Raw genomic sequence first — 13239 nt, 5'->3', positions numbered from 1 at the left:
TATGTTGTACATTTGTCAAGTTAATAATAAACATTATAAAAATAAATTTATTTCATGAGTAGATATACGGTAACCTCAGCATTACCTTATGCCAATGGTCCTTTACATATTGGTCATTTAGCCGGAGTTTATATTCCTGCGGATGTTTATGTAAGATTTTTAAGAAGAAAACAACATGAGGTTGTATTTATAGGAGGGTCAGATGAACATGGGATTCCTATAACTATGAGAGCTAAAAAAGAGGGGGTTACCCCTCAGGATATAGTAAACCGGTACCATGAATTAATGAAAAAAACATTTTTAGAATTAGGTATTTCATTTGATAATTATTCTCGTACCACATCACAAAAACATAAAGAAACTACGCAGGAATTTTTTCTTAAATTATTTCATAATCATAAATTTACAGAAGAAGAGTCAGAACAATATTATGATGAAAAAGCTGGCGAATTTTTAGCAGATAGATATATTGTTGGAACTTGTCCTAAATGTGGAAATTCTAATGCATATGGAGATCAATGTGAAAAATGTGGTTCAACATTAAGCCCTAGAGAATTAATTGATCCTCATTCTATGCTAAGTGGAGAAAAACCTATATTAAAAAAAACCAAACATTGGTATTTACCCTTAGAAAAGTACCAAGATTTTATTTCTGACTGGATTTTGAAAGGTCATAAAGACGATTGGAAGGCCAATGTATATGGCCAGGTGAAATCTTGGTTAGATGATGGTTTGAAACCCAGGGCTATGACCAGGGATTTGGATTGGGGTATCCCTGTTCCTCTGAAAGATGCACAGGGAAAAGTTTTATATGTATGGTTTGATGCTCCAATAGGATATATATCTTTTACCAAAGAATGGGCGGAAAAAGAAGGTAAAGATTGGAAGCTTTATTGGAAAGATGCAAATACTAAATTAGTTCATTTTATAGCTAAAGATAATATAGTATTTCATTGTATTATTTTTCCGGCGATGTTAAAAGCTCATGGAGATTTTATTTTACCATATAACGTTCCGGCAAATGAATTTCTTAATTTAGAAAATGATAAAATTTCCACTTCAAGAAACTGGGCTGTTTGGGCGCATGAATATTTAGAAGATTTTCCAGGAAAACAAGATACTTTACGTTATGTTTTATTATCTAATGCTCCTGAAACTAAAGATAATAACTTTACTTGGAAAGATTTTCAAACTAAAAATAATTCCGAATTAGTAGGAGTATTTGGCAATTTTATAAATAGAGTATCTGTACTAATTCATAAATATTATAATGGTGAAGTTCCCAATCCAGAAGATCTATCAGAAATTCCTGAATTACAAGAGTTATCTAAAACAGCTCAAAATATTTCAAAATATTTGGAAAAATATGAATTTAGAAATGGATTAAATTCATTAATAGCTTTAGCAAGAATCGGAAATCAATATTTGCAAGAGCAAGAACCATGGAAAACAATAAAAACAGATCCTAAAAAAACGGCAAATACCTTATTTGTATCAGTACAAATAGTTGCCTATTTAGCTCAGTTATCAGAACCATTCATGCCATTTACTTCAAAAAGAATTATAGAAGGATTAAATATTTCTTATTATTCATGGAATGATTTAGAAAATGGATGTGAAATTTTAAAAGCAGGACATAAAATAAAGAATATTCCTTTACTATTTGACAAAATTGAAGATGATCAGATTAATTATCAGATCCAAAAATTAGAAGAAAAGAAAAATAAAAATGTAATGCCTCAGTACGAGACAGAACCTCAGAAAGATGTTATTTCTTTTGAAGAATTTGAAAAATTAGACCTTAGAGTAGGGACTATTTTGGAGGCTAAAAGAGTTAAAAAAACAGATAAATTATTAGAATTTAAAATAGATACAGGAGTTGATATTCGTACAATAGTATCAGGCATAGCAGAAAGTTTTTCTCCTGATGAATTAATAGGAAAACAAGTGACAGTTCTTTTAAATTTAGCTCCGAGAAAAATAAGAGGAATTGAAAGCAGAGGAATGTTGTTATTAACAAAAAATACCAATGGTAAGTTTTCTTTTTTGGTTCCGGAAGAAATAGTAGATAATGGATGTAGAATTAAGTGAATTTGATAAATAAATAGCTTTTTTATTTAAATTATATATAGAAAACTTCTAATATATACTTATTTTTAGTAGTTTTGCAAGGAAGAGATTTTCTAATTGCAAAGATCACTAAAATCTTAATCATATAAAACACTAAAAAATGGAATTATTCAATTCAATAAACGAGTTCATATCTCCAAAATTAGTTCAGGATATTTCTAAAGACTTCAAGGAAGATGAGAGTAAAATTTTATCTGCAATACAAACTACAATTGCAAGTATATTAGAAATTTTAATCGAAAAAAAAGAAAATAAGAAATTTATTTTATTATTAAAATATGCTGGGAGTTCAGGTTTGCTGTTTAACTTTTCAGATTTATTTAGTGACAAAATTTGCACTCAAAATAAAAAAATAGTTTCTAAGTTTATACAATATTTATTTCAGGATAAAAAAGATAAATTTATCAATATTATAAGTTTGGATTCAGGATTATCTAAAGAAAACGCAAAAAAAATTATTTTCAGAATTATTTTATTATGTGCAGCATTTATAGGAGAAAGTTTATTGTCTGGAATTAATTTTTCTGTATTAAAAAATCATATAGAAGATGAAAGATTTAATTTTCAACAATATATTCCAATAGAAATGAATTCATTAGTAGATAAATTAAAATCATTTTCGACATATAAATTATGGTCTTCATTATTTTAATGTGATGATGAAATTTATTTATTTTAATACCTAAATTATTATTACAAAATATTATAATTTTATTCCTATACAATGTTGTATTAAAATTAGAATGATTCATACAATTGCTTTTTATAATGTAGAAAATTTTTACGTAGGTTTTGATGATAAAAATTCAATAAATAAAAATACATATACATTTTCAGGTAAGCGCTCATGGACAAGAACCAGATATATAAATAAATTACATCGTATTACTAAAACTCTTGGCTTAATTGGTAGAGAAGAAACAAATAATAGCCCTACAATTATAGGTTTATGCGAAATTGAAAATAATAAGGTAATTAAAGATTTGTTAGATTGTTTTCCTAATGGAGAAAATTATAAATATATACATCATGATTCATTAGATGAAAGAGGAATAGATGCAGCTTTTTTATATAATAAAAAATATTTTTCTTTAATAGATAACGATTTTATTCGAATTCCAGTTTTTAATTCCGAAGGTATCCAAGAATATACAAGAGATATCATTTATGTTCACGGGAAATTATCAAAAATTCCAATTTATTTTTTTGTTTTGCACTTACCTTCTAAAAGAGATCAAGACAAAAATAAATTAAAGAGAATATATATACTACATAAATTAAGAGAAAAAATAGATTTAATTTATAAGAATGATTCAAAAGCTAATATTGTGATTATGGGCGATTTTAATGATAATCCTGAAGCTTCCTACATATATCGGGAATTAAAATGTAAAATGACTATAGATAAATTATCTTGTGATGATTTTTTTAATCCTTTTGTTAACTTATATACTAATAATAAATTTAGTGTTGTTTATAAAGGAAAAGGAATGTTATTTGATCAAATTATTTTTTCTCAATCATTTTTTCTTAATAAAACTAATACTAAATATATAAACTCTAACGTTTTTAATGCTCCTTTTTTACAAGATACAGAACGAAAAAAAACAGGAATTCCTTTTAGAACTTATTCAGGGAGCAGATATTTAGGAGGGTACAGTGATCATTTTCCTGTATATAGTTTAGTAGAAGTTTAAATATTCAAAATATTTTTTTAGTATAATTTTTTTTTAAAAAAGCTAATATATCTCTTTGCGTATCAAAAATATCATCAATTAAATTTTCTTCATTATTATTAATTACATTTTTTTCTGACTCTTTATTCAACATATTTCCTTTACCGGTTAATAACCAGGTAGGATTTAATTCAGGAAAAGAAGTTAATATTTTCTCAATAGTATCACTATGTAATCCGGAATTATTTTTTCTGGCTCTTCCGATTAAACCTACAGATAATCCTGCTATGGAGGTAATTTTATTATCGTTAAGATTTTTATATTCCATAAACTCTACTAACCTTTCTATAGTTGTTTTATTGATATTTTTCATAATTTTAATAAAGTATATAGAAAAAATTATATATTTGCATGAATTGCAAATATAATAAAAAATACTTATTATATAGAAAAATATCAAAACTAATTAGATTTACTTATAATTATAAAATATTAAAATGGTTAAAGATGATTTTTTAGAAAGAGTGATAGATGTTCTTCAGAAACATGAAAAATTTGAATACATTGATTTTGAAATTAATATAAATGACGGAGTTTTAAAAATTATTTATCTTATAGAACCTAAATTTCATATTCTTTTTAATGATAAAAATCATTTTAAAACTAGAGAAGAAGGTGAATCTTATGATATATTTGGAGAAGCTTGTCCCGGGAAATTTTCCTTTAAAGATACTTTTTTATTAATTGATAAAAATGAAGTTTATATTAAAATTCATGATTGGTTAGATTCTATATGGAAGGAAATATCTACAGAATCACCTTTGAGCCTTTTAGTTGAAGAACAAAAAAATGTAGAGCAAATATGCGAAAAGTTTGATCATATTGAGGGATATTTTACAACTGATGAATTGTTAAAAATTGATAGAAAGCTTGATGAATTGAAAGAAGAATTTGGGATGGAAATTAAAAATATGGTAAGAGATCCTAAATTGTTGGAAGTAGAGTTGACTAAATTGAATAATGATTTCGAAACCCTAAAACAAACAGCTCCTTATTTAAAAAGAAAAGGATGGATTAAAAGTTTTACAGGTCGTGTATTACATAATCTAAGTAGATTATTAAAATTACAGCAAAAATCAATTTTAAATTCTTTTTCTGAAGAAAAGTAATTTTATAAACCTACATTAAAACACTAAAATTTTATTTATACTTTCAGTTTAAATAGCTTTTTTATAATTATTATTAAATAATACTATTTGCAATATAGATTTTTGTCTATGTTATGTGGAAAGATTATAATCTATATTTACTTGCATATTAAACTATTGTAATTCATATAGTTAACTACATGTCGATAAAAAGTGCTATATAATTTTCTACAAAATATTGATAAAAATCATTTAATTATTTTGATATTTAGAATAAAATCTATATATTTGCAGTATAAAATAATGATAATCTTATATATCAAATCGACAAGAAAGAGCTTAATTAACACTAAAGCAATATTAATAATTTAATTTTTTATTTTTACGAAAAGATTTTCATTATTTGATTTAATATTTTAAACAAATAAAGAGATTACTTTAAAGTAATCTCTTTATTTATTTTATTATAATATTATATTAAATAATAGAATATTTATTTATTATTTAGATTTATTTGACTCTTTTTTCAGTATTTTATCAAATTCTTCAATTGAAACAACTTTTTCGTTCTTTTTGACCTGAGTATCAAATATTTTAAATAATTCTTGTTGAATTAAGCTTCCTGAAGATTGACGAACATGTTCCTCGTTTTTCATAGCATTTGCTACATATTTATCTAATTCGCTATCTGGGATATCAGTATATCCATACATAGCAAATTGTTGTTTCATTTGATTTCTGGTGAATTCAATTAAATCGGGATATTGAATGTTTACATTATTATCAGAAAGAATTTTTCCTTCAATTAATTGATAGCGTAATGCTTTTTCAGATTTCTCATACTCAGTGGAAGCTTCTTCATCAGATAAAGGTTCTTTAGAATTGCTTTTAATATATTTAATTAAAAATTCAGATGGAAGATCGAAAGAAATATTAGAAAATAACCATTCAACACATTCATTCATGAATTTTGTATCAGATTCTTTTTTATAATAATTTTCAATTTCTTCTTTAATTTTATTTCTAAGTTCTTCTACAGACTTTACTTTATCTTTACCATATACTTTATCAAATAACTCTTGATTTAGTTCTGCTTTAGTACGAGTGGAAGTTTTTTCAATAATTATTTTTAATTTAGCATTAAAATGATGAGCTTCATCATGAGATAAACCAAAAAAATGTTGTAATTGATGGACATCATTAAATAAATCTTGAGCTTGTATTTCAATGACATCATTTACTTTCTTTTTAAGAAAAGTTTTTTTATCTTTTAAATCATCTACTATAAAAGTAACTGAAACATTTATACCCCCATCAACAGGATTTCCTTCAGAATCAATTTCTTCTACTTTTCCTGCAAAATTCCCTCCTTCTTCAATTTTATTAGTATCTACAAGTTCCCCAAATTGAGTTTGCATTTTTGCAACAGTATCATCAATTTCTTTTTCTGTACTTTCTATCTTATAATAAGGTACATTTGCTTTTGATAAATCTACTTTAAATTCGGGAGCTAAGCCAACTTCGAATTTAAAAGTCATTTCATTGGCATTAACATCTAAATTATTATCACTAATAGGAAGTGGTTGTCCTAGAACAGACAATTTATTTTCTTTAATGTAGTTACTAAGATTTTCATTTAATACTTTATTAATCTCTTCAAATGTAAGAGAACCTTCATATTGTTTTTTTATTACCCCCATAGGAACTTTGCCTTTTCTAAATCCGGGCATGCTTACTTTTTTCCTATAATCTATAAGAGATTTTTCTACTTTAGGTTTATAATCTTCAGGGGAAATAGTTATACTAATAACAGTATTTAAATCATCTATTTTGTTTTGTGTAACATTCATTTGTTTCCTATTTATAAGCCGGCAAATTTACAAAAAGTATTTTATAAACGGAAATATTTAACCTAAAGAATGTAAAGTATATAATTAGATAATTTTTCGTAAATTTATCCCATAATAGATTCCAAGAATCAGTTAAAATTATAAATTTTATGAAAATTACATTTTTTTCAGCTAAACAATATGACAGAGAGTATTTTGATCAATATAATAAAGACTATAACTTTGATTTAGAATATGTACCTAAAACGTTAAATGAAAGAAGAGCTACAAATATGGAGCCATCAGAAGCTATTTGTGCATTTGTGAATGACGTGATTAATGCTGATGTAATTAAAATATTAGCTGAAAAACAAGGAGTAAAATACATAGCTATGAGATGTGCAGGTTTTAATAATGTAGATTTAGATGCAGCTAAAAAATACAATATAAAAGTATGCAGAGTCCCTGCATACTCTCCTGAATGTGTAGCAGAGCATGCTGTTGCACTTTTATTAACATTAAGTAGAAAAATACATAAAGCATACTATAGAATTCTATCTCAAAATTTTGCTTTAGATGGACTTATAGGAGATTCTATACATAATAAAACAGTAGGTGTACTTGGAACCGGTAAAATTGGAAAAAATTTTGCTAAAATTATGTATGGTTTCGGATGTAAAGTTTTAGGATATGACGTTTTTGAATCTCCTGATTTTAAAAAAAATGGAGGAGAATATGTTACAAAAGAAGAATTGTTAAAAAAAGCTGATATTATAGCTCTATTTCTGCCTTTATTACCAGAAACAAGATATATAATTAATAAAGAAACTATAAAAACTCTTAAAAAAGGAGTAGTAATTATAAATACAGGAAGAGGGGGGTTAGTAAATACAGAAGATCTGATAGATGGCATTATGAGTGAACATATTGGTGGATTTGGTGCTGATGTGTATGAAAATGAAGGAGTTTTATTTTTTAAGGATCTTTCTGAACAAATTATTCCCGATAAAAAATTTAAATTATTAACAAGTCTTCCTAATGTTTTATTAACAGGTCATCAAGCTTTTTTAACCAAAGAAGCTTTAAGCCAGATAGCCTCATGTATTTTATTAAATTTAGATGAGTTTAAAAAAGGAAAAGAATTATCAACTCCGGGAGCTTTTTTAGCATAAATTTCTCCCATTAATCCAAGCTTTTTTTTATAAGACATAATAAAATTTATTTTCTCGATTAATAGTATATTTGCCATATGCATAAATCGAATTAATTTTGGAAATTAGAAAAAATTTAGATAATTCTGTAGTAGATTCTCTTTCTTTACTTTTAGAAAAAAAGAGAATTTCTTGTATTAAACAAAAAAAAGGAGAAAATGTTTTTTCGAAAAATATTTTTGTATTTGATACAGAAAAAAAAGATAGTATTCAAAAAGTAAAAAAAAGTTTATATAAGGAAAATAATTCAAATAAATTCAGCTTTATAGATGTTTCAATTATAAATGATGAGTTTACATTAATTCCCTTAGAATACTTTGATGAAGAATTAGCAGAAGTATTTTTAAATTACAATGTTCCTTATTCTGAGAATAAAGGACTTAGATATTGTTGGGTACCCAATTTTGATTTAGCTATAGTTTTTTATTATCCTGAAGAAATAGATAATTATTTTAAAGATTTAGCAGATAAAGTAAGAATAACTCATACAGGATTTAAGTTTTTATCCAAAATAGCAGAAAAAAAAACCGATGGATTTCACCTAAGTATTTATAAAGAGTATTTTGAATTAATAGTAATAAATAAACAAAAACTTTTGATTTACAACGTTTATCCTTATAAAATAATGCAAGACATACTTTATTTCTTACAAGTAATTTCAAAAAAACAATCTATTACTTTGTCTGATTCTACATTATACTATTACGGAAATTTTGAAAAAAATATAGACTTTTTTTCATCTTTTTTAAAATCGTTACATCCCGGATCAGAAAAAAGATTTGAATTAGAAAATTATACCACATTAGATACTATATGATAAGAATTATATCAGGAAATTTAAAAGGTAAAAAAATCATAGCGCCTAATAATTTTGATGTTAGGCCTACTACAGATTTTGCAAAAGAAGCTCTTTTTAGCATAATTAATAATCAATATATTTTAAGTCAAATATCGGTACTTAATCTTTTTTCAGGAATCGGCTCTATAGATTATGAATTTGCTTCGCGCGGTTGTAAAGATATTACATCAGTGGAAATCAATGTTAAACATGTAAAATTTATAGTTGAAACCTTAAAAAAATTAGATATACAAGAACAAGTAAATATAATAAGGCAAGATGTCTTTTCTTTTATAAAAAAAACAAGTTTTAAATTATATGATCTAGTTTTTGCAGATCCGCCATTTAATTTTACATTAGAAAAATATGAAGAACTTATTAATTTAATAATTAATAATAATTTTTTAGCTGATTCTGGACAATTGATTTTAGAACATAATCCTCGTATAAAATTTTCAGCAAATTCTAATCTTGTAGATAATCGAAAATACGGCAATATATCATTTTCGTTTTTTAAAAAAATTTAATAGATCATAGATTTAATTTTTCAGATTTTATCTAAAGGCTTTCTTAATTTTAATCCTTTAGCTTTATACTGAGAAGGAGTAAGTCCGGTAACTCTTTTAAATTGAGACGAAAGATGAGATAAACTACTGTAGTTTAATAAATAAGATATTTCAGATAACGAAATTTCATTATAAGAAAGTAGTTCTTTTACCTTTTCAATTCTTTGCAAAATAATATATTGCTCTATGGTTATTCCTTCGGTTGTAGAAAATAATTTACTTAAGAAAGAATAGTCTTTATTTAGCCTTTGAGAAATTTCTTCCGATAAATTAATATTATTATATTTTGTAGTTTGAATACGAGAAATTATGATTGACTTAATTTTTTCAATAATTTTTTCTTGATAATCATTTAGTATTTCAAAACCCAAGTCTTTTAATTTTTTGTTTAATTTGTTTTTTTGATCATTAGTAAGGTTAAAATTTAATCTTACTACTCCTAATTCAACGTAAGTAAAATCAATAGAAATTTCTTCTAAAATGTTTTTCACAGCCCATATACAGCGTGAACAAACCATATTTTTTATATATAAATTCATAATTTATATTTAAAATTTTATAATAAAGATAATAAATTAATTATTATAATCAAATTATTGTATGTTTTTTATATTAATAATATATATGTCGGAATAATAATATATATCATTTGACTAATATAATGTTTTTAGTAATTTTGAAAAAAAAAGATATGGCAATTATAGCACCCTCAATACTTTCGGCAGATTTTGGATATTTGAACCAAGATATAGATTTGATCAACAACAGTGAAGCTGGTTGGTTTCATATTGATATAATGGATGGTGTATTTGTTCCAAATATATCCTTTGGCTTTCCAATTTTAGAAGCAGTTAATAAGAAAGCGCAAAAAATTAAAGATACCCATTTAATGATTGTAAATCCAGATCGATATATTGAAACATTTCATAAGTTAGGTACGAATTATTTAACAGTTCATTATGAAGCGTGTACTCATTTACACCGAACAATTCAAGCAATTAAATTAACAGGAATGAAAGCGGGGGTAGCACTCAACCCTCATACTAATATTCATTTGCTGGAAGATGTAATTACGGATTTGGATTTAGTGTTAATTATGAGTGTAAATCCAGGATTTGGAGGACAAAAATTTATAGAAAATACTTACAAAAAAATAGCAAATACGAAAGATTTAATCTTACAAAAAGAATCTAAAGCTCTAATACAAGTGGATGGAGGTATAAATTTAGATAATGCTAAAAAATTGACAGAGGTAGGAGCAGATGTATTGGTGGCTGGAAGTACTGTGTTTAATGCAAAAGATCCGATTCAAATGATTCATGATCTCAAACAAAAAGCAGAATCTTAAGAAAAGTAAATTTTAAGAAGTATAAGATAACGGTTGTAATTTTTACATATTTTCTATATAATAAATGAAATTTAAAAATATTCATTTTATCATAAATCCTATCTCGGGAAAAGGAAAAGGAAAAGAAGTGATAAGAAAGATATATAGTCTTTTCCCAAAAGAAAATATAAAAATAAAAATAAAAATTACTCAAAAAAAGCAGGATGCATTTGATTTTACAATACAATCAGTTCATGAAAATGCAGATTTAATTGTAAGTTGTGGAGGAGATGGTACCCTCAATGAAGTAGCTTCAGCTTTAATAAACCAAGAAGTTCCTTTAGCCATAGTGCCTATAGGTTCAGGGAATGGTTTAGCTCGCCATTTAAATATTTCTCTTAATGAAGAACAAGCTTTACAGAATATCTTAAATTCAAAATATAATATAGAAAAAATTGATTGCGGAAAAATAAATGATACATATTTTTTTAGCAATGCAGGATTGGGCTTTGATGCTACAGTTGTAAAAATATATTCACAACAAAAACAAAGACAATTTGTAGGATATTTAAAATGTCTGTTTTTTAGTATTTTTAAATATGAGCCTATTAAAATTTCTGTTAATTCAAAATCTATAAATTATACAGGAAAAATAATGATGCTAAATATTTCAAACAGTAATTGTATGGGATATGGCTTTTCTATATCGCCCAAAGCGTCTCTTCAAGATGGAGAATTTGACATAAACCTTGTTGAAAAATGTTCTTGGGCAATGTTTAGCTGGATTGGAATAAGTTTTTTATTAAATAAGAAACTGAGTAAAAAAAGGAGACAATTTAATTCAAGTCAATTAACTATAGAAACATCTGCAAAATATATGCAAATTGATGGTGAATATCACATATTAAATTCAAAAAGACTACAAATTTCTCTTATACCAAATTCTTTAAATGTATTGGTGAATTAATTTGAAGTGGAGTTTTCTGAAATAGAATATTTTGCTCTTCTCAATGCTATATTAAATTCATAACCAATTAGGGTTAACATTACTGAAAGATTTATCCAAATCATAATAATAAGCACAGATCCGATTGAACCATAAAGAAAATTAAATCGAGTAAAATACGTAATATAGTAACCGAAAAAGTAAGTAGTTAAAGAAAAAAGAATAGTAGTAAGAAATGCGCCGGGCATAACTTCTTTAAAACTAAATTTAGCAGTTCTTCCCCAGTAATAAAGAAAACAGATTCCTATAAAAAAAATAAAAATAGATAAAATAAAATTTAAAATATTTATAGCCAGACGATATTCACTAATATTCAAGGGGAGAGAATCTTGGAAAACTCTAAAAATAATTTCAGTAATATAAATTAATAAAAGTGATAAAAATAAAAAAATAGTAAAAAATAAAACTATAAAAATACTTAATAGAAAAGATTTGAATCCTTTAAATTCAATGGGTTCATGATTATTTATAGATTTAAAACCTCTGATTAATGATCTTACTCCTTTGGATGATAGAATAATGAATAAAAAAATTGAAAAAATTAAAAATAAAAGATTAGGTTGTTTTAAATTGTTGTTTACTAAATCGATTCTCTTATTCATATAATTATTTACAATTTCAAATATATTAGTAGGTAATAATTTTTTAAGAAGAAAATTATAAATGATTTGTAATATTTCTTCATAATAAGGCATACGACTTATAAATAAAAGAAATAAAATTAAAAAAGGGAATAAGCTCATAAATAGGCTCCATGAAGCTGCTGCTGCTCGTATTCCTATAGCTCCCTTAGTTATTCCTTGAATATAAATTTGTAATATTTCGTATATAGAAATATTATTTAAAGAAGCGATTTTCTTTTTTTGTAAATATTTTTTTATATGCTTAATATTAATTGCTTTCAATAAAAAAAAATTTTAAAATAAGATCAAATATAATTACATAATTTAAAAATGTTTAGATAAAAACTCATAGATTTATAATATTATTTTTGTTAATTTTTATTAAAAAGTATATAAAAAATAAATTATTATAATATATTATTTAAATTTTTATAAAGTATTAATATAATTTAGTTAATTCATGGTGATTTAAAAATCTTTTATAATATTAAAATAGTTCATGGAAAATTAAAACGGATTTTTATCAATAAGTTGATAATTTAGAAAATGAAAATATAGTTCTTTAATCTAAATATTTTTATTTCAACTAAAACAAATGTAATGAACTTTAAATAGGTATAATTTAAACTAATTATAATATTATTGATATGAAAATAAGAATCAAATAATATTAAACTCAAAAAGTAAAAGATATTTTTATTAAATATGATAATTATCAATATATAGGTTCTTTGATAGAGATATATAAAGCAAAAATAGTATGATTTTATAAATGTAATTTATTGAACTAGTGGTGTTTGTAATATATTTATGATTTACTTTGCATATTTTTATAAAATTAGTAGATTTGAAACATTACACAGAATAAAATATACTATAAAAAGT

Annotated in this window: 13 protein-coding genes; 9 read left to right on the top strand and 4 right to left on the bottom strand. The window is 24.6% G+C overall.

The genetic code is table 11. The features are described from left to right. Nucleotides 1-54: 54 nt before the first annotated feature. From metG to C4S76_RS04425, 3 genes are all read left to right on the top strand, one after another. Nucleotides 55-2091 (top strand): methionine--tRNA ligase, encoded by a 2037-nt coding sequence (gene metG / locus C4S76_RS04435; protein ID WP_105193060.1) that lies wholly within the window; start codon nt 55-57, stop codon nt 2089-2091. A gap of 139 nt (nt 2092-2230) precedes the next feature. Further along, on the top strand, nt 2231-2782 hold the full coding sequence (locus tag C4S76_RS04430; protein ID WP_105193058.1) for a DUF937 domain-containing protein: 552 nt from the start codon (nt 2231-2233) through the stop codon (nt 2780-2782). Between the two features lie 91 nt (nt 2783-2873). Further along, complete coding sequence (locus C4S76_RS04425) at nt 2874-3827, top strand: endonuclease/exonuclease/phosphatase family protein (protein ID WP_105193056.1); 954 nt, start codon at nt 2874-2876, stop codon at nt 3825-3827. Nucleotides 3828-3831: 4 nt separating this feature from the next. Here the strand turns inward: C4S76_RS04425 and C4S76_RS04420 are convergent, their stop codons facing one another. After that, the gene (locus C4S76_RS04420; protein WP_105193054.1) at nt 3832-4179 is read right to left on the bottom strand and encodes a hypothetical protein; all 348 of its coding nucleotides are present in this window, start codon (nt 4177-4179) and stop codon (nt 3832-3834) included. Nucleotides 4180-4303: 124 nt separating this feature from the next. Here C4S76_RS04420 and C4S76_RS04415 point away from each other — a divergent pair, with 124 nt between their 5' ends. Then, nucleotides 4304-4975 carry a hypothetical protein gene (locus C4S76_RS04415; RefSeq protein WP_105193052.1) on the top strand — a complete coding sequence of 224 codons (672 nt, stop codon included), beginning with the start codon at nt 4304-4306 and terminating at the stop codon, nt 4973-4975. Nucleotides 4976-5454: 479 nt separating this feature from the next. Here the strand turns inward: C4S76_RS04415 and tig are convergent, their stop codons facing one another. After that, nucleotides 5455-6804 (bottom strand): trigger factor, encoded by a 1350-nt coding sequence (gene tig / locus C4S76_RS04410; RefSeq protein WP_105193050.1) that lies wholly within the window; start codon nt 6802-6804, stop codon nt 5455-5457. 149 nt (nt 6805-6953) lie between these two features. On the opposite strand from tig, the gene C4S76_RS04405 reads away from it, so the two are divergent. The 3 genes from C4S76_RS04405 to C4S76_RS04395 all read left to right on the top strand — a co-directional run bounded on the left by C4S76_RS04405 (nt 6954) and on the right by C4S76_RS04395 (nt 9359). Then, on the top strand, nt 6954-7955 hold the full coding sequence (locus C4S76_RS04405; protein WP_105193048.1) for a 2-hydroxyacid dehydrogenase: 1002 nt from the start codon (nt 6954-6956) through the stop codon (nt 7953-7955). A 97-nt stretch (nt 7956-8052) separates the two neighbouring features. Further along, nucleotides 8053-8811, top strand: a complete 759-nt coding sequence (locus tag C4S76_RS04400) for a DUF3822 family protein (RefSeq protein ID WP_181044054.1) — start codon at nt 8053-8055, stop codon at nt 8809-8811. Beyond that, nucleotides 8808-9359 carry an RsmD family RNA methyltransferase gene (locus C4S76_RS04395; RefSeq protein WP_105193044.1) on the top strand — a complete coding sequence of 184 codons (552 nt, stop codon included), beginning with the start codon at nt 8808-8810 and terminating at the stop codon, nt 9357-9359. The genes C4S76_RS04400 and C4S76_RS04395 overlap by 4 nt, the downstream gene beginning before the upstream one ends. Nucleotides 9360-9379: 20 nt before the next feature. On the opposite strand, the gene C4S76_RS04390 is transcribed toward C4S76_RS04395, so the two are convergent. Beyond that, nucleotides 9380-9937, bottom strand: coding sequence for a helix-turn-helix domain-containing protein (locus tag C4S76_RS04390; RefSeq protein ID WP_181044053.1), 558 nt, complete (start codon nt 9935-9937; stop codon nt 9380-9382). A 152-nt stretch (nt 9938-10089) separates the two neighbouring features. Here C4S76_RS04390 and rpe point away from each other — a divergent pair, with 152 nt between their 5' ends. Together rpe and C4S76_RS04380 are read left to right on the top strand one after the other, a co-directional pair. Then, on the top strand, nt 10090-10746 hold the full coding sequence (gene rpe, locus C4S76_RS04385; protein ID WP_105193140.1) for a ribulose-phosphate 3-epimerase: 657 nt from the start codon (nt 10090-10092) through the stop codon (nt 10744-10746). A 64-nt stretch (nt 10747-10810) separates the two neighbouring features. Continuing rightward, nucleotides 10811-11692, top strand: coding sequence for a diacylglycerol/lipid kinase family protein (locus C4S76_RS04380; RefSeq protein WP_105193040.1), 882 nt, complete (start codon nt 10811-10813; stop codon nt 11690-11692). Here the strand turns inward: C4S76_RS04380 and C4S76_RS04375 are convergent. Beyond that, nucleotides 11689-12636 (bottom strand): YihY/virulence factor BrkB family protein, encoded by a 948-nt coding sequence (locus tag C4S76_RS04375; RefSeq protein WP_105193038.1) that lies wholly within the window; start codon nt 12634-12636, stop codon nt 11689-11691. The two genes, C4S76_RS04380 and C4S76_RS04375, sit on opposite strands and share 4 nt — an antisense overlap. Nucleotides 12637-13239 lie beyond the last annotated feature (603 nt).

The organism is Apibacter adventoris (genome assembly GCF_002964965.1).
In the GTDB taxonomy this organism is placed as follows: Bacteria; Bacteroidota; Bacteroidia; order Flavobacteriales; family Weeksellaceae; genus Apibacter; species Apibacter adventoris.
The sequence above is the reverse complement of the archived record's forward strand: the minus strand, read 5'-3'. Positions and strand labels throughout refer to the sequence as shown.